The sequence below is a fragment of the Vibrio sp. JZG10 genome, from assembly GCF_054064075.1.
The window spans coordinates 408,672-433,616 of the sequence record NZ_JBSUGE010000001.1; the positions used below are offsets into that span (position 1 = coordinate 408,672).

Annotated in this window: 21 protein-coding genes; 14 read left to right on the forward strand and 7 right to left on the reverse strand. The window is 45.7% G+C overall.

Annotated features, from left to right (window positions below; all coding sequences use genetic code 11):
• The first annotated feature begins 409 nt into the window (after positions 1–409).
• Entirely contained in the window at positions 410–631 is a 222-nt protein-coding gene (locus ACWYVB_RS01835; RefSeq protein WP_005393249.1) for a hypothetical protein, read from the forward strand.
• A gap of 98 nt (positions 632–729) precedes the next feature.
• On the opposite strand, the gene ACWYVB_RS01840 is transcribed toward ACWYVB_RS01835, so the two are convergent.
• Positions 730–978 (reverse strand): DUF1289 domain-containing protein, encoded by a 249-nt coding sequence (locus tag ACWYVB_RS01840; RefSeq protein ID WP_182036719.1) that lies wholly within the window; start codon positions 976–978, stop codon positions 730–732.
• 210 nt (positions 979–1,188) lie between these two features.
• On the opposite strand from ACWYVB_RS01840, the gene ACWYVB_RS01845 reads away from it, so the two are divergent.
• From ACWYVB_RS01845 to ACWYVB_RS01885, 9 genes are all read left to right on the forward strand, one after another.
• Positions 1,189–1,635, forward strand: a complete 447-nt coding sequence (locus tag ACWYVB_RS01845) for an META domain-containing protein (protein WP_005393252.1) — start codon at positions 1,189–1,191, stop codon at positions 1,633–1,635.
• 465 nt (positions 1,636–2,100) lie between these two features.
• Positions 2,101–3,261, forward strand: coding sequence for an ABC transporter substrate-binding protein (locus tag ACWYVB_RS01850; protein WP_457527742.1), 1,161 nt, complete (start codon positions 2,101–2,103; stop codon positions 3,259–3,261).
• Positions 3,262–3,270: 9 nt separating this feature from the next.
• Positions 3,271–4,980, forward strand: a complete 1,710-nt coding sequence (locus tag ACWYVB_RS01855) for an ABC transporter permease (RefSeq protein WP_457527744.1) — start codon at positions 3,271–3,273, stop codon at positions 4,978–4,980.
• Complete coding sequence (locus tag ACWYVB_RS01860; RefSeq protein ID WP_005393263.1) at positions 4,946–5,593, forward strand: ATP-binding cassette domain-containing protein; 648 nt, start codon at positions 4,946–4,948, stop codon at positions 5,591–5,593. The genes ACWYVB_RS01855 and ACWYVB_RS01860 overlap by 35 nt, the downstream gene beginning before the upstream one ends.
• Positions 5,586–6,197 carry a CDP-alcohol phosphatidyltransferase family protein gene (locus ACWYVB_RS01865; RefSeq protein WP_053807232.1) on the forward strand — a complete coding sequence of 204 codons (612 nt, stop codon included), beginning with the start codon at positions 5,586–5,588 and terminating at the stop codon, positions 6,195–6,197. Before ACWYVB_RS01860 ends, ACWYVB_RS01865 begins: the two co-directional genes overlap by 8 nt.
• A 124-nt stretch (positions 6,198–6,321) precedes the next feature.
• A complete protein-coding gene (locus tag ACWYVB_RS01870) occupies positions 6,322–6,801 on the forward strand; it encodes an outer membrane lipoprotein (RefSeq protein ID WP_005393265.1) in 480 nt (159 codons plus the stop codon).
• Between the two features lie 212 nt (positions 6,802–7,013).
• A complete protein-coding gene (norR, locus tag ACWYVB_RS01875; protein ID WP_301615137.1) occupies positions 7,014–8,543 on the forward strand; it encodes a nitric oxide reductase transcriptional regulator NorR in 1,530 nt (509 codons plus the stop codon).
• A 174-nt stretch (positions 8,544–8,717) separates the two neighbouring features.
• The gene (gene hcp / locus ACWYVB_RS01880; protein ID WP_012841940.1) at positions 8,718–10,379 is read left to right on the forward strand and encodes a hydroxylamine reductase; all 1,662 of its coding nucleotides are present in this window, start codon (positions 8,718–8,720) and stop codon (positions 10,377–10,379) included.
• 81 nt (positions 10,380–10,460) lie between these two features.
• On the forward strand, positions 10,461–11,516 hold the full coding sequence (locus ACWYVB_RS01885; RefSeq protein WP_012841941.1) for a hybrid-cluster NAD(P)-dependent oxidoreductase: 1,056 nt from the start codon (positions 10,461–10,463) through the stop codon (positions 11,514–11,516).
• Positions 11,517–11,606: 90 nt separating this feature from the next.
• Here the strand turns inward: ACWYVB_RS01885 and ACWYVB_RS01890 are convergent, their stop codons facing one another.
• The 3 genes from ACWYVB_RS01890 to ACWYVB_RS01900 all read right to left on the reverse strand — a co-directional run bounded on the left by ACWYVB_RS01890 (position 11,607) and on the right by ACWYVB_RS01900 (position 14,716).
• Positions 11,607–12,539, reverse strand: a complete 933-nt coding sequence (locus ACWYVB_RS01890; protein ID WP_457527747.1) for a class I SAM-dependent methyltransferase — start codon at positions 12,537–12,539, stop codon at positions 11,607–11,609.
• Between the two features lie 31 nt (positions 12,540–12,570).
• Positions 12,571–13,263 carry a TIGR01621 family pseudouridine synthase gene (locus ACWYVB_RS01895; protein WP_104974250.1) on the reverse strand — a complete coding sequence of 231 codons (693 nt, stop codon included), beginning with the start codon at positions 13,261–13,263 and terminating at the stop codon, positions 12,571–12,573.
• 82 nt (positions 13,264–13,345) lie between these two features.
• The gene (locus ACWYVB_RS01900) at positions 13,346–14,716 is read right to left on the reverse strand and encodes a sodium-dependent transporter (protein WP_043884644.1); all 1,371 of its coding nucleotides are present in this window, start codon (positions 14,714–14,716) and stop codon (positions 13,346–13,348) included.
• A gap of 430 nt (positions 14,717–15,146) precedes the next feature.
• On the opposite strand from ACWYVB_RS01900, the gene cls reads away from it, so the two are divergent.
• The 4 genes from cls to ACWYVB_RS01920 all read left to right on the forward strand — a co-directional run bounded on the left by cls (position 15,147) and on the right by ACWYVB_RS01920 (position 20,075).
• On the forward strand, positions 15,147–16,601 hold the full coding sequence (gene cls, locus ACWYVB_RS01905) for a cardiolipin synthase (RefSeq protein WP_005393277.1): 1,455 nt from the start codon (positions 15,147–15,149) through the stop codon (positions 16,599–16,601).
• Between the two features lie 241 nt (positions 16,602–16,842).
• Complete coding sequence (locus ACWYVB_RS01910; RefSeq protein ID WP_253643723.1) at positions 16,843–18,051, forward strand: cystathionine beta-lyase; 1,209 nt, start codon at positions 16,843–16,845, stop codon at positions 18,049–18,051.
• Positions 18,052–18,272: 221 nt separating this feature from the next.
• Entirely contained in the window at positions 18,273–19,202 is a 930-nt protein-coding gene (locus ACWYVB_RS01915) for an esterase/lipase family protein (RefSeq protein ID WP_457527750.1), read from the forward strand.
• Between the two features lie 12 nt (positions 19,203–19,214).
• Positions 19,215–20,075 (forward strand): lipase secretion chaperone, encoded by an 861-nt coding sequence (locus ACWYVB_RS01920; protein ID WP_457527751.1) that lies wholly within the window; start codon positions 19,215–19,217, stop codon positions 20,073–20,075.
• A gap of 25 nt (positions 20,076–20,100) precedes the next feature.
• Here the strand turns inward: ACWYVB_RS01920 and ACWYVB_RS01925 are convergent, their stop codons facing one another.
• The 3 genes from ACWYVB_RS01925 to ACWYVB_RS01935 all read right to left on the reverse strand — a co-directional run bounded on the left by ACWYVB_RS01925 (position 20,101) and on the right by ACWYVB_RS01935 (position 24,944).
• Positions 20,101–20,667 carry a DNA-3-methyladenine glycosylase I gene (locus ACWYVB_RS01925; protein WP_005378109.1) on the reverse strand — a complete coding sequence of 189 codons (567 nt, stop codon included), beginning with the start codon at positions 20,665–20,667 and terminating at the stop codon, positions 20,101–20,103.
• A 72-nt stretch (positions 20,668–20,739) separates the two neighbouring features.
• The gene (gene vmeI / locus ACWYVB_RS01930; RefSeq protein WP_457527753.1) at positions 20,740–23,850 is read right to left on the reverse strand and encodes an efflux RND transporter permease subunit VmeI; all 3,111 of its coding nucleotides are present in this window, start codon (positions 23,848–23,850) and stop codon (positions 20,740–20,742) included.
• The gene (locus ACWYVB_RS01935; RefSeq protein WP_139059500.1) at positions 23,847–24,944 is read right to left on the reverse strand and encodes an efflux RND transporter periplasmic adaptor subunit; all 1,098 of its coding nucleotides are present in this window, start codon (positions 24,942–24,944) and stop codon (positions 23,847–23,849) included. Before ACWYVB_RS01935 ends, vmeI begins: the two co-directional genes overlap by 4 nt.
• Between the last annotated feature and the right edge of the window lies 1 nt (position 24,945).

Here is a 24,945-nt window from a genome sequence, read left to right on the forward strand (position 1 = left end):
CCTTACACTCTGACGTGAAGAGCTTTTAGAAGTTGTTCCGTCAGAGCCTCCCTAAAAACCGAAGCGTGACGCTTCGGTTTTTTTATTTTCGTTAAAGTGCTGAAAATTATCGTCCTTCATAAAGTGTTCAAAAATTATTCATTTGTGTTGTTGACGCCCATGTGCTGGGCTTCTATGTTTGATAAGGTCTTTCGAAAATACAGATTCATCAACTAACTTTTCGCTATGAAGTTTCGTGGCTTAGTGGATGATTCTAGGAAAGATGTGAATGGCGTTACAAACACTGCTCTCAAACAATTTGTCTTTTTGACCTAAAACGAAGGTGATTCGCCGCCAAGCGTTCACCAATGAGCAGCGATCTGGACGTCAATATGTTCAAACTGCTGCCATCGAGTTCAGGAGGTCAAAAATGAAACGAGCCAGCAATAGCTACAGACTTCAAATGATCAAAGAAGTGGTTACCCGTAGAGAGCGCGAAGCTTGCACGGATCCTATGGCGAGATACATTCATCAGCTGATGGATGAACGCCCGACAAGTAAATTAGATGTTGAATTCAATCATCGATTTTCAGGAAGCCACTTTGACGAACATGCTGGGGGATGGGTCAGTGACCGTTGGTCAATGAAGTAGCGCTAATTTAACGAGTTTGCCTTACACGCACCGCATAGTAAGAGCTAATACAGTCCCGGCTCATCATTGATTATTGCCGAGCCGGGATAATTCGAAATTTAAAAGAGATCTTGCTGTGGTGATAATTCTTCTTGAGGCTCTTCTGCCTTTCCCTTCCCTGCCAATACCTTTCTTCTATAGCGCTGACGGCATAGCTTAATTACATGCAACTGTTGAGCAGGGGTATAAGTGAGCCAGTTAAATCGCTCTTCTCTTTTACGCATACATCCTTTGCAATACCCTTTTTCGTCCACACTACAAATACCAACGCAAGGGTTTGGGACGGTAAAAAACTCTAGTTGCTCCATGCTCTAACCGTTTTTTGCTCGCTGTGCTGTAATGATATTATAACGACTTCAATATACGCTCCCAACAGTGCTATACATCTTGCACCTTGAAGCCGTTTGAGTATATAAACTGGACTCTGTCACAGTAATACGAAACTATTACCTTATGCTGACAAAAACAGTGTTTTATTACCTATACTTACCACGTTTTCTAAAAACGGAGTCTATAAAATGAAGCTTAGCCTAAAAACGTTAGTTACAGCAATCTCTCTTCCTGTTCTTATGACTGCATGTGCTAGCAACGGTGACAATGTGAAAGAAATTACGGCTCAAGATTTACAGCACCATAATTGGGAGCTGGTTCAGATTGATGGTAAAAACATCGAATTAAAAGAACGTCAGCAAGCGCCTCGCTTAGAAATCGGAGAAAATCTGACTGCAAATGGTAACGCGGGGTGTAACAACTTCTTTGGTCAAGCTGAACTAAAAAACAATCAACTACGCATCGAAAAAATGGGAATGACCATGAAGATGTGTATGGATGACCAAATGAAAATTGAGCAAGCGATGTCTGAAACTCTTACTGAATGGAGTGATATAACGCTAACCAAAGAAGGGCTAATGCTTAAAAATGACGATCACGAACTAACGTTTCAGTTGCGTGATTGGGTAAACTAAGTCCCATGTCATATTCTAAGAGCAGCCATAAAATGGCTGCTTTTTTATGCCTCCTAATCCATATCAAAGCAGGCAGGATGTCTGTTTCGCACGTTTCGGTTAGCAAAATCGTTTAAAACGACAAACTCTTTCCCTCTTTACGCCCTCAACGCCACGTCTACGACGCGGGTTCAGTCTTCCAAATCAACATATCGAAGTTGCTTGAGGACAATAATTTTCAATTACTTGAAAGAATATCGTCAAACAAGCGGTCCGCTCTTGTATACCTAAAACGACACCAGAACTGTCCTTTCTTCGTTTTGCTTCACATTGAGAATAATTCTTTGAATCAATGAGTGATTCCGTTTGGGATTGGCATTGATAATAGAGAGAGATGGATTACTATCCTTGTAACAAAGCGGAGCGACTTGTTTAGACGTCAATAACGCCGGAAACGAGAATAAAAAGACATAACACGGAATAGATATGAAAAAGCTACTCAGTACCGTTGGCATTTTAGCCACCACTTTCGCGACATTTTCTTTTGCCAACTCATCGGTTGCTAGTGAATGGCAAAAAATCGAACAACAAGCCGACGGACAATCCGTCTACTTTCATGCTTGGGGCGGAAGCCAAGAAATTAATCGCTACATCCAGTGGGCGAGTAGAGAGCTAAAATCGCGTTATAACGTGACGCTAAACCACGTTAAAGTCACCGATATTTCTGAGACCACCACTCGACTTATCGCAGAAAAAGCCGCAGGTAAAAACAGCGGTGGCAGTGTTGATATGGTTTGGATCAATGGCGAAAACTTCAAATCAATGAAGGATAACCAATTGCTGTTTGGTCCTTTTGTTGAAGGTTTGCCAAGCTGGCAATACGTCGATAAATCATTGCCAATTGATGTGGATTTTTCAGAGCCGACTGAAGGTTTGGAAGCACCTTGGGGTGTGGGGCAATTGGTGTTTATCCATGATGAGCAAACCCTGCATAACCCTCCTCGATCATTTGCTGAAATGCTGAGTTACGCAAAGGCGTTTCCAAATCGCCTAACTTACCCTCGCCCACCAGAGTTTCATGGCACAAGCTTTATTAAAGCATTACTCATTGAACTGTCTAACAACGCCCCTGCTCTGCAAAAACCAGTTACCGATGACACGTTTGAACAAGTTACTCAACCGCTGTGGGCTTACCTAGATGAGTTCCATAAAGTCGCTTGGCGCGGTGGTAAACAGTTTCCAGGCGGTACAGCAGAAACCCTTCAACTACTGGATGATGGTCAGACTGACCTGGCAATTACCTTTAACCCGAACGCGGTTTTCTCTGCGCAGTCGAGCGGTAATCTTGCAGAAAGCGCCAAAGCGTATGCGATGGACGCAGGTGCACTCTCAAACATTCACTTCTTAGCGATTCCTTGGAACGCAAATGCCAGTGCCGGTGCGCAAGTTGCGATAAACTTTTTATTGAGCCCTGAAGCACAATCTCGCAAAGGTAACCTTAACATCTGGGGCGATCCTTCAGTGCTAAGCAGCCAATACCTAACAGGTTCGGCTAAAAATACTCAACAATTCAAATCTATCGCTGAGCCGCATCCAAGCTGGCAATCTGCCTTAGAAAAAGAATGGTTGAAACGCTACGGAAATTAATAAGAGCCCATGTTAAGAGCGCTATATTTAGTCATTATCGCAGTTTGTATTTTGCCTACCATTCCGGGACTACTCGGAGTGGTGGTCTCTGCGCTCGGTTATGTGCCTCCTATCGGCTTGCACCACTTTTCTTTAGATGGCTTTAACGCTGTTTTTGATTGGGAGGGTGTTTGGACATCCATCGGGCTTACTTTCTACTCTGCCATTTTCAGTAGCTACTTGGCTTGCTTGATCACATTTGCGATTTTGCAAGCATCGTGGGGCAGCAAGTTTTGGCGAAAAATTGAAGTAAGCCTCTCGCCACTTCTTGCCATGCCGCACGTAGCGTTTGCGATTGGCTTTGCGTTCTTGTTTGCCCCAACTGGTATGGGCGTTAGGGTTCTCAACCAACTGTTTGGTTACGATCCCAATGCGCAAACGGTGAATGACTTAGCATTGCTGATTAAAGATCCGCATGCACTCGGTTTGATCATCATGCTTGCGATTAAAGAAGTGCCGTTTTTATTGTTGATGAGTATTCCAATTCTTCAGCAATTGAAAGTCGATAAGATTGAAAAAGTCAGTCATTCGATGGGCTACAGTTCGGCGCAAGCGTGGTGGAAATGCGTGTTCCCACAGTGGATAGCAAAACTGCGCTTTCCAATGCTGGCGGTATTGGCTTACAGCTTGTCGGTTGTCGATGTTGCATTGATTATTGGCCCTACCAACCCACCAACGTTTGCGGTTTTAGTGTGGCAGTGGTTTAACGACCCTGATTTATCGCTACTACCAAGAGCTGCCGCAGGCGCGGTAGTGTTGTTTGCGATCGCTAGCCTTTTGATTGGATTTGCACGCTTAATGGAATGGTGTATTACCAAAGGCTTCAAACGCTGGCAGTACTCTGGTCGAAACGGGTTTCGTTTACCCGGTAAGACCCTGTTTTCACTGATTGCGCTACTCGCACTTCTAATGATTCCACTCATGGTGGTATGGAGCTTTGCTCAACGCTGGCGCTTTCCAGATTTACTACCGAGCCGCTATAGCCTGCGTTTTTGGGAATACGAATGGCACAGCATTCTTGGCACGCTGGAACAGAGCATGCTGATTGCTGTTATAAGCGCGACCGTCGCTCTAGTCCTTGCCTTGATCGCACACGAGTATCGCCTTCGTTATCGCTGGCAGGTGCCCGGTTACATTATCGCCATCCCAATGCTGATTCCTCAGCTATCGGTGCTATTCGGTATGCAAGTAGTGACACTGTATTTTAACAGTAACGCGTATTTCTTTTGGGTATGCTGGGCGCATGTGTTCTTCGCATTCCCATTTATTTACCTCTCGCTAGACGGCCCGTGGCGCAGCTTCGACAACGGCTTAACTCGCGTCGCACTCAGCTTGGGTAAATCACCGATGCAAGCTTGGTTAAAAGTGAAACTGCCAATCCTCCTACCTGCAATTACATTCGCATGGGCGGTCGGTATTAGCGTAAGTCTGGCGCAATACCTACCGACACTGGTGCTAGGGGCTGGGCGCATTAGCACCATCACCACCGAAGCCGTTGCGCTATCCAGTGGTTTTGACCGACGTGTCACCGCGATTTATGCCATTTGGCAAGCACTCTTGCCGTTCTTGTTCTTCTCTTTTGCGATACTACTAAGCCGCTTACACGTGAAGTATCGCCGCTTGTCTATAAAAGGTTTACTACTGAATGAGTCTTTGTCTCGAAAACCTCGCCATCCGTAAAACCAATGGCGACACGCTTTTCTCAGCGTTCAACATGACCGTAGAGAAAGGTGAAATTGTTACTCTGATGGGACCAAGCGGTTGTGGTAAATCCACTTTGTTGGATGCCATTGCTGGACACCTCTCCGCCGAGTTCAACTACTCTGGCTCCATTACGCTTGATAACGAAAAGTTGGATGCCCTCCCTGCACATAAGCGGCAGGTTGGTATTCTGTTCCAAGAAGATTTGCTCTTCCCTCACTTAACGGTATGGGAGAATCTTGCATTCGCGCTACCAAACTCAATCAAAGGTGAGGAGCGTAAAGCACACGCCATGCAAGCACTGAAGAACATTGCATTGACCAAACTTGCCGAATCCTTCCCAGATCAAATCTCCGGAGGACAACGAGCCCGTATTGCTTTGACTCGTATGCTGTTGGCAAAGCCGAAAGTTGCGCTACTCGATGAGCCCTACAGCAAGTTAGATAAAGATCTGCGCGTACAATTTCGCAATTGGGTGGTCGAGCAATTGCAGCAAGCGAACATCCCTACTTTGATGGTAACGCACGATGAAGACGATATTCCCAATGGCAGCCGCTGCCTAAACTGGCCATGGGAGACAAACCATGCTTGATAGCCTGAGTATAAAGCTCATCCGCAAACCGCTGGCCATCAGTGCGACATACCTCGATAAATGTGGCATCACCGCAAATCAGACGACAGTATTTGGTTTTGTGCTTGGCTGCTTTGCCCTACCGGCTTTGATCGCCGAACAGTACTTGTTGGCGTTGCTGTTTATTTTGCTGAACAGAATCTGTGATGGATTAGACGGCGCACTGGCGAGGATTCAAGGCATTACCGATGCCGGAGGCTTTCTCGATATCAGCTTAGATTTTCTGTTCTATTCCTTGATTCCTTTTGGTTTTGTGTTGGCCAATCCAGAACAAAATGCCATTGCAGGGGCATTTTTGATTTTTTCCTTCGTCGGCACTGGGAGTAGCTTTTTGGCTTTTGCCATCATGGCAGGCAAACAAGGCATCGATAATCCAGTGTATAAACACAAATCTCTCTACTACATGAGCGGTTTAACCGAAGGTACTGAAACCATTGGTTGTTTGGTTCTGTTTTGTTTGTTACCGCAACACTTTGCCGTCATTGCTTATATCTTTGGTGCAGCATGTTGGTTTACCACATTCACACGTATTTACTCTGGGTTTCATACGCTTAAAGGCCATTAAACCACTTAGAAGTTCACGTTGCCTTGATAGAACAGCCGCTAAGCACCTGTTTTATATAACACTAAAGCATATATTAAATTGGGGTATATACTCTTTGGATGGAGAGAAATCATTCGGAGGCTATATGAAAAAATACGTCAAGCTAGGTATGCTGCTCATCATGTCTTGTATTGTTATGCTTAGCGGCTGTACCTCACCTAACCCGTACGGAGATGCATACGGCTCTTCAGACACGCGCAAAGTTCAGCAGGTTTACTACGGAACGATTGAAAAAGTTGAACCAGTAACCATTGATGCCTCTACCCAATCCAACGCCATTGGCACAATCGCTGGTGCCGCCGTGGGTGGTATATTAGGCTCAAAAGTCGGGGGCGGCTCTGGCTCGGATATCGCAGCTATTGGTGGTGGTCTGCTGGGTGGTTATGCCGGCAGTAAAGCCGCTGAAGCAACCGCGAAACGAAACGGTGTGAATCTGACCATTCGCTTAGAAGATGGAAAAATAATATCTGTCGTTCAAGAAGCAAACCCAAACATGATTTTTCAGCCAGGCCAAGCGGTTCAAATTAACATGTCTGGTAATGAAGCAAGGGTTGTTCCTCGCTAATTTGAACTCGGTTACTCCTTTCCATTGGTCTGCTGTTTTGGTTCAAAGAGCTTAATCCGCGCAAGCGTACGTTGCTTACTCATCGGCTTGCGCGATTCTATTTGTATCAAGTTTGATCGTCGTCAATGGAACATCAATCTCCCACACCTTTCGATGTTCAAATGACATCAAATTGCTAGCATGAGCCCATTCCAGATAACTTTGGGCTTGTTATGACACCGACTGTTGACCACGTACTCCTTAATATCGCGCTAAACCTCAGCTCTAATCGCTCTCACGAGCAGCAATATCAAAACCTCATTGATGGGGTCGCGCAAGTATTCCCATGTGATGCGAGCTGCCTGTTTATCTTCGATGAGGATGGGTTTCTGACTCCTGTCGCGGTAAAAGGCTTATCCAGCTCGGTCTTAGGTCGTCGCTATTTCCCCAAAGCGCATCCACGCTTAGATGCCATTATTCATAGCCGTGAACCGGTGCGTTTCGATGCCGATTGTTCACTGCCTGATCCTTTTGACGGCACACTATTAACCGAAGACCAGTGCATTGATGTTCACGATTGCATGGGCTTTAGCTTGTATGTGGAAGGACAACTTGTTGGCGCACTAACTATGGATGCTCTAACGGTGGGCGCGTTTGATGACATTGACCCTGTCGCTATCGAAACCTTGGCGGCTTTGACCGCTGCGACATTGCGTAACATTGCTCAATTAAAAGCGCTCAAAGCACAAAACCAAAAGCAGAAAAGCGTCACTCAAACCCTTATCCAACAAGCCCGTTCCCAACATGGCGAAATGGTGGGCTTGAGCCCGCAGATCAACCAGTTACGAAACAACATTGCGACCGTTGCTCAATCGGATTACGCGGTACTTATCACAGGAGAGACCGGTACTGGTAAAGAACTGGTCGCGCACTCGGTGCACGCGCAATCTCATCGTAGCGATAAGCCGATGATCTACGTAAACTGCGCGGCCCTGCCTGAAGGTCTGGCTGAGAGTGAACTGTTTGGCCATGTCAAAGGCGCATTCACTGGAGCCAATAGCCACCGCGCCGGTAAGTTTGAACTGGCAGACGGCGGGACGATTTTCCTTGATGAAGTGGGCGAACTGCCTTTGATTTTACAGGCAAAATTGCTACGTGTGATTCAGCAAGGCGAGCTGCAACGTGTAGGTAGCGATCAGCATTTGATGGTCAATGTGCGCATCATTGCCGCGACCAATCGACAGCTGGAAAAAGAGGTCGAAGCTGGCGCATTTCGAGCAGACCTTTTCCACCGTTTAAACGTATTCCCAATCCAAGTTCCCCCACTTCGTGCCCGTGACGGTGATATTCCCGTTTTAGCCGGATATCTGTTAGAAAAGGTACGCCAACAATTTAATGCGCCCAATCTGCACGTTCACCCTAAAGTGTTGACTAAACTGGAGTCTTTACCTTGGTACGGAAACGTACGCGAGCTCGAACACACTTTAACTCGCGCGGCTTTACACGCCATTCAACAAGGTGCGAGCACGATCATGCTTAACCATTTCGACACCTCACTGGCTCTCGATGATGTAAAAAACACATCGCATTATCTGCCTAAAGAAAGCCAGCCAATGCGAGAGCTGATAGAAAGCTATCAGCGTGATTTAATTGAACATGCTTTGAGCCAAACTGGTGGTGTTTGGGCAAAAGCAGCGGAGTTTTTGCAAATGGATCGCGGGAACTTATATCGGATGGGTAAAAAACTTGGGATCAATAAATAACCAACCACAAGAAGCCGTTGTAATTAAGACATCAACTGCGTTGTCTTAATTACATCAACCACTCTTCTGAAACTGACAAAATACAATATAAATCAACAAGATAATAATTGGCACACATTCTGCTCTCTAGTGGTCAACATCACGACTATTAAAACAATCACTGGAGAACCCAATATGTTCTGTATTCAATGTGAACAGACAATTCAAACCCCTGCTGTTAAAGGTTGTTCTTTTGCACAAGGCATGTGTGGCAAAACTTCTGAAGTATCAGACCTACAAGACGTGTTGGTTTACACACTGCAAGGGGTTTCTTTTTGGGCATCAAAAGCACTTGAATTCAACATCATTAACGATGAAATCAACCAATGGGCACCAAAAGCATTTTTCTCTACATTGACGAACGTAAACTTCGACCCTGAACGTGTCCTAGAGCTGACTTCTCAAGCAGCAACGTACAAAGCATTGCTAAAAGAGCAAGTGATGTCGGCAGCAACGCTTGCCGATACCGAAGTCGCTGACATTCCTGCGGTTGCTCACTTTGAGCTACCAAACAGCGCAGAAGCAATCTTAGCTTTTGCTCCGCAAGTCGCGGTTAACCGTGGTAAAGACCAAGTACATGAAGATGTTATTGGCCTACGCCTACTTTGCCTATACGGCCTTAAAGGTGCAGCCGCGTACATGGAGCACGCACGTGTTCTTGAGCAAACCAACAACGATATCTATGCCGAATACCATGAAATCATGGCGTGGTTGGGCACAGATCCTGAAGATCTCGGCGAACTACTTGATTGCTCAATGCGCATTGGTCTGATGAACTACAAAGTGATGGAAATGCTCGACCAAGGTGAAACAACGACCTTCGGCCATCCAGAACCAACCACGGTGAACGTCAAGCCAGTAAAAGGTAAATGTATTCTTGTTTCTGGCCATGATTTGCATGACCTAGAAAAAATCCTGCAACAGACCGAAGGCAAAGGCATTAACGTTTACACCAACGGTGAAATGCTGCCTGCACACGGCTACCCTGAGCTGAAGAAATACTCTCATCTTGTCGGTAACTACGGCAGCGCATGGCAAAACCAACAGAAAGAGTTCGCAAACTTCCCTGGCGCAATCGTAATGACGTCGAACTGCTTGTTGAATCCAAATGTGGGTCAATACGCAGACCGTCTATTCACCCGTAGTATTGTTGGCTGGCCTGGTGTGGCTCACATCGAAGGCGATGATTTTAGCCAAGTGATTGAATGTGCTCTAGCGCAAGACGGTTTCCAACACGATGAAATCGAACACCACATCACGGTTGGTTTTGGTCGCAATGCACTGATGAACGCCGCCCCTGCGGTTATCGACCAAGTGAAGCAAGGCAACATCAAACACTTCTTCCTAGTCGGCGGTTGTGATGGTGATAAAGCGGAACGCAGCTACTACACCGATTTTACGGCTGAAGCGCCAGAAGATACGCTAATCCTGACGTTGGCGTGTGGTAAGTTCCGCTTCAACAAGAATACGTTCGGCGATATCAACGGTATCCCTCGCCTATTGGATGTGGGCCAATGTAACGATGCTTACTCTGCAATCCAGCTTGCACTTGCACTGGCGCAAGAGTTTGACTGTGACATCAATGAACTGCCACTCACGCTTGTACTTTCTTGGTTCGAGCAAAAAGCGATCGTTATCTTGCTAACGCTATTTGCATTGGGCGTGAAAGGCATTTACACAGGCCCTACTGCACCGGCATTCCTAACGCCAAACCTAATCGCGATCATCCAAGAGAAGTTCGATATGCGCAGTATTGGCAATGTTCAGGATGATCTAAAAGCCATCCTAGCAGCTTAATAAACTTGCTTGTTACGCGCCTCCTTACGTGGAGGCGCTATCTATTTCGAACTAAAAATAGCCACAACCAAAGAGATTGTTATGTTTTTTGAATGGCAAGGTAACCAACCCGTCACACTCCGTTGCATCGACAAATACTTCGAAACACACGACACCGTCAGCATTAAGTTGGCTGAGCTAACAGAGTCACTTCTGTTTCAGTTTAAGCCTGGCCAGTTTATTAACTTGGGCGTCGAAATTGATGGAAAAATGGAGTTTCGTGCCTATTCAATCAGCTCGATCAATGAAGACAATCACCTTCAACTCACCATCAAACGAGTATCTGGCGGTAAAGTATCGAACTACATCGTTGACTCGCTGCTGCTCGGTGATACCGTTCAAGCATTACCACCAGCAGGTGAATTTAACTGCATCGACCATCCACCCGTGTTACGTGATGGCGAAACAAAAGCCTTGCTTATCAGTGCAGGTTGCGGTGTCACGCCCGTATATTCGATGGCAAAACACTGGCTGAGTAATCAAGATGAAAACGACAACGATGTGGACATCGCATTTCTTCATATCGCGCGCAGCCCCGAAGAGACGATTTACTACGATCAGCTAGAAACGTTCGACGCTGTGTATCCAAACTTCCATTTAAAGCTGTTGCTAAAAAACCGCGAAGGAACGTCACACCCACAAGGTCGTTTGAATGCCGACTGGCTTAAAGAGCTTGTTCCTGATTTCAAACAGCGCACCGTTTACCTGTGTGGTCCAAGCCAGTTCATGCAAGATGTTCACGGCTATTTGAATGACCTTGGTTTTGACATGACGAACTTCTACCAAGAGAGTTTTACGCCTGCGACTGGCGCAGAAACATCGGTCTCCGATGAAGTTGTTCGTGTTTCTGTTCCTGACTTTGCTCAAACCATCGATGCGCAAAAAGGTCAGGTACTGGCCGATGTGCTTGAAGGCGCAGGTTTACCATTAATCGTCGCTTGTCGTAGCGGCATTTGTGGCTCGTGCAAATGCAAGGTTCGTCAAGGCAACGTCTCTTCCACCAGCCTAGAAACATTAACGCCAGAAGAAATTGAACAAGGCTATGTGCTCGCCTGCTCATCAACCATCGAAGCGGATCTTGAAGTGCAGATTGGTTAGTTTTCCAAATACAAAAAAGCGCCGCGATACGTCTGTCTAGTTGTTTCGCGGCGCTTTTTTTGATGTTACTTCTGTTGCAACAAAAGTCTTTTAGCTAAATAACAACACTTTCAATGCTGCTTCGCTGTCTACGTCCATAAACTCTGGCGGGTTATCCAGACGCTCGCGGAACGTCAGTTGTGGCGCTTCTTCTTTCATGCTTTCAATCAAGAAGTCGCTTGTCACAGATGGCGAGTTCACACATGCCATCACTTGACCGCCTTCTGCCAACAAATCTGGCAACCGACGTAGAATCTTTTTGTAATCTTTAGTCAGCGCAAAGCTGCCTTTCTGGAATGACGGCGGATCGATGATAATCAAATCATACTGACCAGATTTTTTAATCTTACCCCACGATTTAAAGATATCGTGCCCCATAAAGCTTACCTGGTTGATGTTATGACCATTTAGCTTGTGGTTCTCACGACCTTTAGACAGCGACGCTTTTGCCATGTCGACGTTAACCACTTTATCTGCGCCACCCGCAATGGCAGCGACAGAAAAGCCACACGTGTAAGCAAACAAGTTGAGCACGTTTTTATGCTTCGCATGTTCGCGAACCCAATCACGACCGTAGCGCATGTCCAAAAACAGACCGAAGTTTTGGTTGCGGCCAATATCCAATTGGTATTTCAAACCGCTTTCTTCAACGACAGGGCGAGCGTCTAATTCACCGACAAGCACTTCTGAAGGCGCACCATCGGCATAACGGTGCTGAAGAACCATAGTGCGACCTTGCTTATTTGCCCACTGTTGTGATTGTGCCACCGCATTGAGGCCGCTTTTCAGCTCAGCGAGAAACACGTCATCAACTTCTTTAAACAAGTTGATGACCAACTGACCTTGTAACCAATCACAGGTAATTTGCTCTAGGCCCTCAAAACTACGGCCACGACCATGAAACAGTCGACGAATTTCATTCGGAGCTTGCGCGAGCTCGGTTTCTAGATGCTGAAAAAACAGCGGAAGTTGTGATGCTTGCATCGAGTTCTCTTATTAGTTTTCTTTGTGACGGTTATTTGATCGTAGGCCAGTTCAGTTCCCAAGGGGAAAGCCAAGTATCCAAACCCTGAGAGACGGTCTCACTGTGCCATTTTTTACCAAGCATTTTGTGTTCTCGTGGGTCGCAAACAAAGCGATATTGCTCATCTCGGTATTGGAAGCAAAGTGAAAATGCATGCAGATAACCGCGATCAGCCTCATTGCCTGCATTGTAAATCGGGTCACCAACAATACCTGAGCCAACCGATTTTAATGCCACGCGGATTTGATGCGTTTTACCAGTGTGTGGCTTACATAAAAATAGGCGCTCTCCTGGCTCTGCCGCAAGAGAGAAAAACTGGGTAACGGCTGGGTTATTTTTGCTGTTGACCAGCTTCCATGATGAACGGCGCGAACGCTCCATATCACCAACGACCAAACCTTGTTTCTTTTTCGGCTTTTTAGAGCCAATCGCCAGATAGAACTTTTCCACTTGGCGGTCAGCAAAGGCTTGCGATAACGCACTGGCCGCTTTGGCGTTGCGTCCGAGGAGCAGAATACCCGATGTCATTTTATCCAAGCGATGGATAAGATAGAGCTGCTCATCACCACTCTGCTTAGCCACTTCTTGCAGCAGCATTGTGTCGCCATCGTCTTTATGAACAGAGACGTTGGGATGCTTATTGATGATCAGAAAATCGGGATGGGTATGTAGAATATCGAACATAAAAAAACTGGCTCCACGTTTGGAGCCAGCAGTATACATAAGTTATCGGACAAAGCTATCGAGGCTTGCCCCAAGGCCTGAGCTAGAGCTTTCTAGAGAAAATACCAGCAAGACCAATGATTGCGATACCCAGCAGCATGATTTCACCTTTGCCACTGTCAAAGCCCGACTTAATCCCCATGAAGGCAACAATAGCAATCGCAACAGGAATCAGGTATTTAACTAGGTTGTACCACAATCCAAATAGCGGGAAGGATACTTCGCCGTCATTAGTGATCTCTTTTTCTAGCTCAGCACGGCTTAGGCGCCATCCTGCAAAGATACAAACCAACATACCACCAACCGCTAGGAAGATTTTGTCCGTTAGCAAGTCGAAGATATCAAAGGCACCGGTACCGAACAGCGTTGGCCCCATTCCACCTAACGATAGTGACGCAAAGATACATAGTGCCGCCATGACAGCACTTGCAGACAGAACAGCGTTAGAGCGCTTCATGCCTTTCTCGTCGATTAGGTAAGACACGACAACTTCCAGTAATGATACAGAAGAAGTTAATGCCGCCACCGTCAAGCCGATGAAAAATAGCAACGCGAATAGCAACCCAATCACACCGCCCATTTCAGCAAATAGTTGAGGAACGACAACGAATACAAGACCTGGGCCTGCCGCAGGTTCCATGCCGAAGGCAAACATAGCTGGGAACATAGCAACACCAGCAAGAATCGCTACACCTGTATCCATCGCAGTAACCATACCGGTTGTTTGAACTAGGTTCTCTTTCTTCTTCAGGTAAGAACCGTACGTCATCATACAGCCCATACCTAAGCTAAGTGAGAAGAACGCCTGCCCTAGTGCAGCAAGAACCACATTGCTATCGACTTTAGAAAAGTCCGGCATGAATAAGAACTCAAGGCCAGCCATTGCACCTGGCAGCATCAAGCCTTTAACAGAAACAACGATTAGGATTAAGAACAGAAGCGGCATCAGAACCTTACCGGCTTTCTCAATACCACCCGAAATCCCTTTCATCACAATCATGACGTTAAGGAACAGGTAAACACCCATCCACATTAAAGGTTGAATCGGATCTGAGATGAAACCACCAAAGCTGTCGCCAATTGCTTCTGGCGCGCTGAGTAGACCACCGCCCACTTTAAAGATGTAGGCCAATGCCCAACCACCAACCACTGGGTAGAAGCCCATGATCAAAAGACCACTGAAGACTCCCATAACGCCAGTGAACGTCCAGCGTCGGTCAGTTGTTTTGAATGCACCTACGGCAGAAAGACCTGTCTTACGACCAATAGCGAACTCTGTCAGCATCACGCTAAAGCCGATAAAAATAACAAAGATAAGGTAGATAGCAACGAATGCACCGCCGCCACTCTCACCCGCTGTGTAAGGGAATTTCCATATATTGCCTAAACCGACAGCGGAACCCGCTGCTGCCATTACGAAGCCTAGTTTAGACCCCCACGTATCACGTGGTGCTGCTGTATTAGTTGTAGCCACGCTTTTTCTCCAAAATTAGTTTGTTGTGTATGCATAGAGATAGGCGTCTAAAAAGTTTATGTAAAAATTATTGTACACTTATAAAATAAGCGTTCGACGCACTATGTCTAGAAAGTAAAGCAGCTCCCCTTTAAAATTGGAACCCCAAAAAAGTACATTTATCGCACAAGTGTCGAGTTACGCAGGTTAAATGCTGCTTTTTTGTTCAAAAGTTAAAGAATGACCTTATTTTTCACATTAAAATAACAGAATCAGCTGTTATGAAATTCGTTCCTCATATAAGGTCAATCCCACGTCTAAATGGGAAATCTATTCCCCCAACCCACTTTTATGCTTAATATCCTAGAAGGGCATATTACTCTGAGCGTATATGGACAAGTTTTATCACTTTCTTACTTTAGCTGGCATCGGGCTATATTGGTTACTGGTCGCAGGTGTGACCATTCGTGTCGTTTTAAAGCGCCGTGCAGTGAGCGTGTCTTTAGCTTGGCTAATGATCATTTATATCCTTCCCGTTCTGGGTGTCGCGTGTTATTTCCTCTTCGGTGAACTGAACTTAGGCAGAAAACGGGCCGAACGCGCAAAAGAGATGTTTACACCATTCGAGAAGTGGTTCAGTCAGTTGAACGACTGTAACGCGCACAACCCAGAAACGATGGGAAGGCACATCTACCGAATTGATGAACTTTGTAACAACCGCCTTGGTCTTCCCGCATTGAGCGGTAATACATTGTCGCTGCAACAGTCACCTAATGAGATTTTGCATTCCATTATTGAAGACATCGAAAACGCGCAGAGCAGTATTCGAATGGTATTCTACATTTGGCATCCAGGTGGTTTGGCTGACTCTGTCGCTTCTGCACTTATCCAAGCGGCTAAACGCGGCGTAGATGTCAAACTATTGCTCGATTCAGCAGGTAGTCCACGTTTTTTCAGAAGTCCTTGGTATCGAATGATGCAGGATGCTGGAATTGAAGTTATTCAAGCGCTAGAAGTGAAGATGTGGCGTATTTTCTTACGTCGTCTTGATCTTCGCCAACATCGCAAGATCATCGTAATTGATGATGAAATTGCTTATACAGGTTCAATGAACTTGGTTGACCCGGCTTACTTCAAACAAAACAGTGGCGTCGGGCATTGGGTGGACATCATGGTTCGCATTACGGGACCAACGGTAAACGTATTGAGTGCTATCCACTGTTGGGATTGGGAAGTCGAAACTGGCGAACGTCATTTACCGAGACTACCTGAATGCAAGATCGATGAGAGTGAATTCCAACACCCTATTCAGGTTGTGCCTTCTGGCCCTGGTATGCCGGAATATCTGATCTATCAAGTATTAACATTGGCAATCAACCAAGCCAATCGCTCGGTACGAATTACAACGCCATATTTCGTGCCCAATGCAGACTTACTTGAAACGTTAAAGATGACAGCACAACGAGGCATTGATGTTGAACTCATTATTCCACATAAAAATGACTCAATGATGGTGCAATGGGCGTCACGCGCCTTTTATAGTGAGCTTTTGTGTGCAGGAGTCAAAATCTATGAGTTTTACGGTGGTTTGCTGCATACGAAATCCGTCGTAATTGACGACCAATTCTGTTTAGTTGGCACCGTAAACATGGATATGCGCAGCTTGTGGCTGAACTTCGAAGTTACCCTCGCCGTTGACGACGAAGAGTTCACGAAGCAAATGTCTTGGTTACAAGATAGCTATATTAAGCAATCTCACACTGTTGTATTGGAAGAATGGGAGAAAAGAAGTCTATTTTCTCGATTCTTAGAGCGAGTATTCTATCTCTTCAATCCACTCCTCTAATACCTCAAATACACCGACTAAAAAAACCTCCAGCGCTTCAAACATCTTGCCGGAGGTTTGTTCTACTTACGTTTTTCACCTTAGCGATACACTCTAAGCCTACAACTCAACCTTTCAGCTTTGACGCCTTCACTCGATAATCTCGGCTATTATTGGGTGATAGTTGACTTTTCCCTTGCAAACGTTATGTCGTCCATGTTTTAAATAATCAAAATCGTAATATTTAAGACAGGGAACTTTTATGTCAGAGGGCAAAAAAACCAAGCTCATTACCGCTGGCCGCGATAAAAAGTGGACAAACGGTGTTGTAAACCCACCCGTTCAACGCGCTTCAACCGTGGTATTCAACACGGTTGCAGAGAAGAACCAAGCCACCATGAACCGCACCAATAAAACATTATTTTATGGTCGCCGTGGCACCAACACGCACTTCGCTTTTCAAGATGCAATGGTTGAGATTGAAGGTGGATCAGGTTGTGCTCTCTACCCTTGTGGCACGGCAGCAATTTCAAATGCGATTCTCTCTTTCGTCGAAACTGGCGATCACATTCTGATGGTGGACACTTGTTACGAACCAACTCGTGATTTTTGTAATACCATCATGAAGAAAATGGGCATCGAAACTACCTATTATGATCCAATGATTGGAGAAGGTATTCGTGATTTGATTCAACCAAATACCAAAGTCCTTTTCCTAGAATCTCCGGGGTCAGTCACAATGGAGGTGCAGGACGTACCAACATTGGCGCGCATTGCTCACGAGCACGATATTATTGTGATGCTTGATAACACATGGGGAGCTGGCGTGAACTTCTCACCATTTGAACATGGTGTCGATATTTCCATTCAAGCCGCCACCAAATACATAGTTGGTCACTCTGATGTAATGTTAGGTACAGCGGTAGCTTCCGAAAAATACTGGCCCCAACTGCGTGAACAAAGCTACTTGATGGGCCAATGCGTTTCTCCTGACGACGCATACCTAGGCCTTCGTGGTATTCGCACGCTGGATGTTCGCCTAAGACAACACGCAGAAAGTAGCTTGAAAGTCGCCAAGTGGCTGACTTCTCGTCCGGAAGTTGATCATGTCCGCCATCCAGCTTTGGAATCATGCCCTGGGCATGAGTTTTTCAAACGCGATTTCACTGGCGGAAACGGCTTATTTTCATTTGTTCTCAAAACGTCTTATCCAAAAGCGACGACGGCTCTGCTTGATGGTATGAAACACTTCAGTATGGGTTATTCTTGGGGCGGGTATGAAAGCCTCATTCTAGCTAACGAACCAAAGAGCTTTAACAGCTTGAGAACCGTAGCGCACCCACACTTTGAGGGCACTTTAGTTCGAATTCATATTGGCTTAGAAGACGTGGATGACTTGCTCGCCGATCTAGAGGCTGGTTTTGCACGCTATAACGCGTTAATTTTAGAAAAAGAAGTCTCTCTAAAATAGTAATTGAATCGCCCTGCTTCGCGGGGCGTTTTTATAACTCGCTGACTTAATTAGAATTACCTAACATTCCCACCACCTATTCGTTAATGTTAATCATTTGTGTTGTTTTTCAATTGAGCAGTCACAGAATGAAATAATGTGCCACAAATAGGCTTTCCAAATTTAGAGTTTCTCTCCTACTTTTTATCATTCATAAGAGGTCATACCACAAGGAGATAGTTTTGAAACTCAAATTCATAGCGCTAATACTTTTTACCTTAATTACCGTCCCAATAACCACCGTACACGCCGCAACGGGTTATACCCAAACCAAGTATCCAATTGTTCTGGTTCATGGATTATTTGGTTTTGATACCCTCGCAGGCGTAGATTACTTTTTCGGAATACCACATTCCTTAACGAAAGACGGCGCTAAAGTTTATGTCGCGCAGGTATCCGCGACCAACAGCAGCGAAGTTAGAGGGGAGCAACTGCTTGCTCAAGTAGAAACCTTACTAGCTGCAACAGGCGCAGAGAAAGTCAATCTCATTGGTCACAGTCATGGTGGTCCAACAACGCGCTATGTTGCCTCTGTCCGTCCTGACCTAGTCGCATCAGTTACGAGTATCGGTGGCGTTAATAAAGGGTCTAACGTGGCAGATTTAGTTCGTGGCACCGTATCTGAGGGTTCTGGCAGCGAGCAGCTCGCGGTAAAACTGGCGCAAGGCTTAACCACTCTTATTAATCTTCTATCAGGCGGTTCTGATCTCGACCAAGACCCTTTGGCCTCATTAGCAGCCTTGACCACGGAAGGATCATTGGCGTTTAACCAGCACTACCCAGAGGGAGTGCCTACTAGCGAATGTGGTAATGGCGACTTGCTGGCTTCAAATGGCGTTTATTACTACTCATGGACCGGATCATCCACTTTTACAAACGTTTTCGATCCGACCGATGCTGCCATGATGGTACTTGGCTTAGCCTTTGATGGGCCGAATGATGGCTTAGTTGGTGCGTGCAGCACACATTTGGGCAAAGTCATACGTGATGATTATCAAATGAACCATTTGGATGAAATTAACGGCCTACTCGGTATTCATCATCTTTTTGAAACCGATCCAGTCACGCTTTATCGCCAACATGCAAATCGTCTCAAACTTCAAGGTTTATAAGAGGTCATCACAATGAAGAAAGTCGCTCTCACCACTTTTATCCTGCTCTCGATATTTGGCGTGGGAGCGCTTTCTCTATTGCAAAGCGACAAACAACAAGAGATAACCTCCAGCCATTCGCAATCTCAGCAAGACATAGCCGCCAATGTCTCTTCCCCAAAAGACTTCTTCGAATATTCTCTTAGCCGGCTGGGCGAAGAAGATCTCGATACGATCAAAGCGGAAGTCAATGAAGACACTTTAGCAAAACAAACACTGAATATTGATGCCAAACTCTTCCAGACCTACCTTTCCTACAAGCAAGCGCTCTCTGCATTAGAGCCTTTTGAGCATAAACACCTAACGCTTGAACAGTTAACCATGCTGAATGAAGCGATACTGAATTTACAGCTTCAATACTTTAGCGAGGTCCAGATAGCTCAATTGTTTGACGAAGAAAACCGACTTCGCCAACTTGCATTGGAAAAGCTGACGATTAAAAAACAGGCATCGGATATCGAGAGTCAGACACACCTTCTCAATCAAGCGTTATCAGAACAACCAGATTACATCCGAGAGAGTGAACGCAATAACGCATTAGCGGAGCAACTCGAGCGAGCTTCTCAGCTTGATTCACAAGATAAGTACATCGCCCGTGTTGCACTGGTGGGAGACGCTGGAGCGCAAAGGCTGCAAAAGCTTGATGAGCAAAGAGCATCATTTGAGACTCAACTCGCCACTTACTTAAAACAGCGTCAAGATATTCTGAATAGGGATTTTCTAGGGCAAGATGAAAAACAGGCAGAAATCATTGCTTTAAGAAAACAAAGCTTCGATGCAGCTCAATGGCGTCGAATCGAAGCTTTGGAACGTATCCATGATAGCCAGAATTAACGATATAAACTGAACAAGCCAAACGTTACTTATTCTGCTTTTTAGGACATCCAACGATATGGTCATCCACCATGCCGACGGCTTGCATGAAAGCATAACAGATGGTTTCACCGACAAACTTGAAGCCTTTCTTTTTTAGGAACTTACTCATGGCTTTGGATTGCTCTGTCGAAGCTGGTACGTCACTCATATGCTGCCATTGATTGACGATTGGTTCGCCGTCCACGAACTGCCACAACGCGTCTGATAAACTTCCGTATTCAGCAATTAACGCTTTGGCCGCTTTGGCATTACTGAAAACCGAGTTAATCTTTCCGCGATGCCTTACAACATCGAAGTTTTCCACGATGTATTCAGCGCGTTCTTCATTTCTTTGTTCCAACGCATCTAGGTCGTAGTTCTCGAACGCTTCTCTATATCCTTCGCGCTTTTTAAGAATGGTGATCCAACTAAGCCCAGCTTGTGCACCTTCCAACGTAATAAATTCAAACAGGACTTGGTCGTCATATACTGGCACGCCCCATTCGGAATCATGATATTCGCGCTCCAATGGGTGATTCATCGCCCACGCACACGTTTTTTGTTCTGTCATTATTCTTCCTTAAAAAGCGCCTCTAACTGATGAGCTAGAGGCGCGATACTTTTCATCGTTATATCAGTAGCACTAAGCCTGTTTCGGTACTGCCACTTTATGGAATAAACGATACAACACTGGCACGACAATCAGTGTCAGGACTGTCGCAAAGCCCAAACCAAACATAATCGTAACCGCCATTGGTTTGAAGAAAATATCTGGTAATAGTGGGATCATACCAAGGATCGTCGTGATTGCAGCCATACACACAGGACGAACACGGCTTACCGCAGCATCAACGACCGCATCATAAGCCTCTTTACCCGATTTCATTTCTATTTCAATTTGGTCCAGTAATACGATGCCATTTTTGAGCACCATTCCCGATAAGCTTAAGAAGCCGAGCAATGCCATAAAACCAAACGGCGTGTTGAGTGCCAACAAACCGGTGGTGACACCAATTAACGCCAGCGGCACGGTAAGCCAAACAATGAGTGGCTCTTTGATAGAGTTAAATAGGAATACGGTGATCAAGAACATGAACAAGTACCCCATTGGCATGGTAGTAAACAGCGACTCTTGAGCATCACCTGAAGATTCGTATTCACCACCCCACTCTAAGGAATAACCTGGTGGTAATTGAATCGCTTCGATTTGTGGCTGTAAACGTTTTTGCAACGTCGATGCGGTTTCTTCACCAAGAATATCAGGGTCTGCCATCACAGTGAGCATACGCTTACGGTTCTTACGTACGATGATAGGATCCTCCCAACGCATGTCGTAACCCATTGTGACTTGTTGAAGTGGGATAAACTCACTCTGTGCTGGACTCCATATTTTCATGCCTTCAATGTTACGAATATCAATACGTTCATCTTCAGGTAAGCGAGCCACGATAGGCATGAGCGTCGTGCCGTCTCGGTAGAGGCCTATCGTCATTCCAGAGAATGACATGGACAAGAAGTCATCGACGTCCGATTTGGTAATGCCATAGCGACGTGCCTGACTCTCGTTAAACTGCGGTTCAAGAACTTGGGTTCGTTCACGCCAATCATGCCTGATATTTGTTGCCTGAGGATCGGCGTACATGATGTCCTTGACCTGAGCGGCTATCGTACGAAGGATTGTTGGATCAGAGCCAATAATGCGCGCTTCAATTTTTGCACCACCACCAGGGCCTAACTCAATCTGTTTGAGCTTGTAATTGATTTCTGGGTAGTTGGCTTTTAAATACTCTCGAAACTTCGCCATTAATGGTTTCAACGCTTCGTAGTTTTCCATACGAGTGGTTATCTCACCATAAGCCGCATAACTTTTCTCGGGCGCGTACGTTAACATGAAGCGCTGTAAGCCTTTACCCGCGGTCGTCGTGATATGGTCAACATGCTCTTGCTTAGCTAACCAACTTTCTAACTCTTTAAGCGTTGTGTTGGTTGCTCGAATATCAGTTCCTTCCGGCATCCATACATCTAACTGAAAAATCGGCGTTGTCGAAGATGGGAAAAACGCTTGCTTCACAAAGGTGAACCCGTAAACACTTGCCGCTAATCCCGCAATCAGCACCACAACGGTAAACCAAGCACGACGCATACAAAACTGAAGAAACTTTTTATAAATAACGAAAATAACCCCGTTATATGGATCATTTTCTTCCCCTTCACCTTGTTTAATCTTCTGGCCTTTAAAGAAGATGTCAGCAAAGAACGGTGTCAACGAGATAGCGGTAAACCAACTCAACATCAATGAGATCAGCAGAACCGTAAACAAAGTGCCACAGTATTCACCCGTCGAGTCTTCAGACAGTCCAATGGGCGCAAATGCAGTTACCGCGATCACAGTTGCCCCAAGTAATGGCCACTTGGTTTGGGTAACAATGTCAGTCGCTGCTTGGAGTCGAGTTCGTCCTTTTTGAGTACCAATCAAAATCCCTTCAACCACGACGATTGCATTGTCCACCAACATACCTAACGCGATAACCAAGGCACCTAATGAAATCCGCTGCAAATCTATCGCGAGATACTTCATGAAAATGAACGTACCCAACACCGTCAGCAGTAAAATTAAACCGATAAGCAGACCTGAACGTAGCCCCATAAAGAACAGAAGTACGATAATGACGATACCGACAGCTTGAGCCAAGCTGACAACAAAACCGCTAACCGATTTATCCACCTCTTTAGGCTGACTGTAAATTTCCGAGATTTCGATACCGACAGGTTGTTGGTACTTTAGCTCTGCAAGGCGATGATCAAACGCTTTTCCGACTTCAACGACATTGACGCCTTCAGCAAAAGAAACACCCACGTTTAGTGCGAGGCTGCCGTTAAAATTAATAATATTATTCGGGACTTCTACATAACCACGTTTTATTTCCGCTACATCTTTCAAGAAGATGAGCCCCTGAGCTCCCGACTCAGTAATCAACAAATCGCCTAGCTCATCCACACTCTGGAATTCGCCAGTCGGCTGAATTCTGATGTACTCCTCACCAATTCTGATCGCCCCTGCGTCAGAAACCACGTTTTGCGTCGAGAGAAGATTAAAGACCGTATCGGGGGAAAGTCCTATACTGCTCAGCTTTTTCATCGATACTTCGATGAAAACTTGCTCTTGCTGTTGCCCGGATACCGAAACTTTACTCACGCCATCAACCAGTTCGAGCTCTCGGCGTAAGTAATCAACGTAATCCAGTAGCTCTTTGTAGCTATAACCGTCGCCAGTCACCGCTAACAAAATCCCGTAAACATCACCAAAATCATCGATCACTTGAGGTTCATTCACACCCGGAGGCAACGTCCCTTTAAGGTCATTCACTTTACGGCGTAACTCATCCCAGATCTGTGGCAGATCATCAGGGCCATAATTGTTCTTCATCGTGACCGTGATTTGCGATAATCCTCGGCTAGAAATCGAATTCACTTCATCAACATAAGTAAGCTGCTGAATCGCTTTTTCGATCGGATAAGTCACTTCTTCTTCGACTTGTTGCGGCGTCGCACCAGGATAAGAGGTCACCACCATGGCATCTTTGATGGTAAAAGCAGGGTCTTCAAGACGCCCTAACCCAAAGAATGCAGCGATACCACCAATCAAAAAGATCAGTGCGACCATCCAACTGATGACACGATTTCGGATGAAGTACGCAGCAATACCGGTCACATCATCATCACTTTGAGGCACTGATTTATTAAGATCGCTCATAGACCGGCCTCCTGCGTAGCCATTTCCTGTATCACTTCCACTTTCATGCCATCCCTTAACCGAGAAACACCGGCAATCACAACTTTGTCTTTGAGCATGAGACCATCAAGGATTTGAATGGACGTTTTAGATGCTTTACCTGCTCGCACCTGCCTGCGCGATACCGTGTTGTCATCATTCAGTACCCAAACAAATTTATTTTCGCGCCCCAGCTCGTCACCGTCCGCATTAAAAATGGCTTCAATGGGAACATTAATTCCTAAATTGAGATCCAAGCCAACGTTCTTATCTTTGGAGGTCACCTCAACGGCCATCCCATCTAGGATGTATTCTTCTTCCGGCATAGGAAGCGATAATGTGACGGTAAACGTACCTGTTGTTGGGTCTGGCTCAGTCGTAAATTCTTTCACGGTCGCGTTGTACTCGTTACCACTAGGCACGCGCACCAATGCCTTTATCGCGGTAAGCCTTTCTTCCGTTGGCGGTTGGTTAACATAGAGCCGGTCTGGAAGTTGAATCAGCACCTCTACTCGCTCCAAACTATGAATATTGACGATATGCTGTCCGACTTGGACATTTTCGAATTGCTCGATATTAACTCGCGAAATGATCCCATCCACAGGCGCTTTTAAGGTAGTAAATGATAAACGGAGTTTCGCTAACTTAAGCTCAGCCAGAGCGATTTGTCGTTGTGCTGCAATTTCATCAAACTGAGACTTAGCTAATAGACCTTTGTCAACTAAAGGACGTGAACGGCGATACTGACTGTCAACAACAGAAAAACGCGCACTCGCATTATCTACATCCAACTCATAGTCAGTAGGATCCAACGTTGCGATAACATCACCCTTCGTGACTTTATCGCCCTCTTTTACCATGATGCGGCTGACTTCTCCTGTCACTCGGAAACTCAAATGAGAGCGATCCGCTGCATTCGCAACCGCAGGGAAATATAAGTTGTCATCCACCCGATTTCCCGCTAATGAGGTAACTCTTACACGCGGTGTCTCAAGAGCTTTTTCTGGTGCCTTATCGCCACAACCAACAAGAAGAAACGTTGAAAATAATGCCGCTAGAGAGATGATTCCTTTCATA

Coding starts and splice junctions, on each gene's coding strand:
- ACWYVB_RS01895 (WP_104974250.1), bottom strand. CDS start 13,263: ATGTTCGATATTCTACATACCCATCCCGATTTTCTGATCATCAATAAG.
- ACWYVB_RS01845 (WP_005393252.1), top strand. CDS start 1,189: ATGAAGCTTAGCCTAAAAACGTTAGTTACAGCAATCTCTCTTCCTGTT.
- ACWYVB_RS01850 (WP_457527742.1), top strand. CDS start 2,101: ATGAAAAAGCTACTCAGTACCGTTGGCATTTTAGCCACCACTTTCGCG.
- ACWYVB_RS01910 (WP_253643723.1), top strand. CDS start 16,843: ATGTCAGAGGGCAAAAAAACCAAGCTCATTACCGCTGGCCGCGATAAA.
- ACWYVB_RS01865 (WP_053807232.1), top strand. CDS start 5,586: ATGCTTGATAGCCTGAGTATAAAGCTCATCCGCAAACCGCTGGCCATC.
- vmeI (WP_457527753.1), bottom strand. CDS start 23,850: ATGAGCGATCTTAATAAATCAGTGCCTCAAAGTGATGATGATGTGACC.
- ACWYVB_RS01860 (WP_005393263.1), top strand. CDS start 4,946: ATGAGTCTTTGTCTCGAAAACCTCGCCATCCGTAAAACCAATGGCGAC.
- ACWYVB_RS01885 (WP_012841941.1), top strand. CDS start 10,461: ATGTTTTTTGAATGGCAAGGTAACCAACCCGTCACACTCCGTTGCATC.
- hcp (WP_012841940.1), top strand. CDS start 8,718: ATGTTCTGTATTCAATGTGAACAGACAATTCAAACCCCTGCTGTTAAA.
- ACWYVB_RS01935 (WP_139059500.1), bottom strand. CDS start 24,944: ATGAAAGGAATCATCTCTCTAGCGGCATTATTTTCAACGTTTCTTCTT.
- ACWYVB_RS01835 (WP_005393249.1), top strand. CDS start 410: ATGAAACGAGCCAGCAATAGCTACAGACTTCAAATGATCAAAGAAGTG.
- ACWYVB_RS01870 (WP_005393265.1), top strand. CDS start 6,322: ATGAAAAAATACGTCAAGCTAGGTATGCTGCTCATCATGTCTTGTATT.
- ACWYVB_RS01890 (WP_457527747.1), bottom strand. CDS start 12,539: ATGCAAGCATCACAACTTCCGCTGTTTTTTCAGCATCTAGAAACCGAG.
- cls (WP_005393277.1), top strand. CDS start 15,147: ATGGACAAGTTTTATCACTTTCTTACTTTAGCTGGCATCGGGCTATAT.
- ACWYVB_RS01855 (WP_457527744.1), top strand. CDS start 3,271: ATGTTAAGAGCGCTATATTTAGTCATTATCGCAGTTTGTATTTTGCCT.
- ACWYVB_RS01920 (WP_457527751.1), top strand. CDS start 19,215: ATGAAGAAAGTCGCTCTCACCACTTTTATCCTGCTCTCGATATTTGGC.
- ACWYVB_RS01840 (WP_182036719.1), bottom strand. CDS start 978: ATGGAGCAACTAGAGTTTTTTACCGTCCCAAACCCTTGCGTTGGTATT.
- ACWYVB_RS01925 (WP_005378109.1), bottom strand. CDS start 20,667: ATGACAGAACAAAAAACGTGTGCGTGGGCGATGAATCACCCATTGGAG.
- norR (WP_301615137.1), top strand. CDS start 7,014: ATGACACCGACTGTTGACCACGTACTCCTTAATATCGCGCTAAACCTC.
- ACWYVB_RS01900 (WP_043884644.1), bottom strand. CDS start 14,716: ATGGCAGCAGCGGGTTCCGCTGTCGGTTTAGGCAATATATGGAAATTC.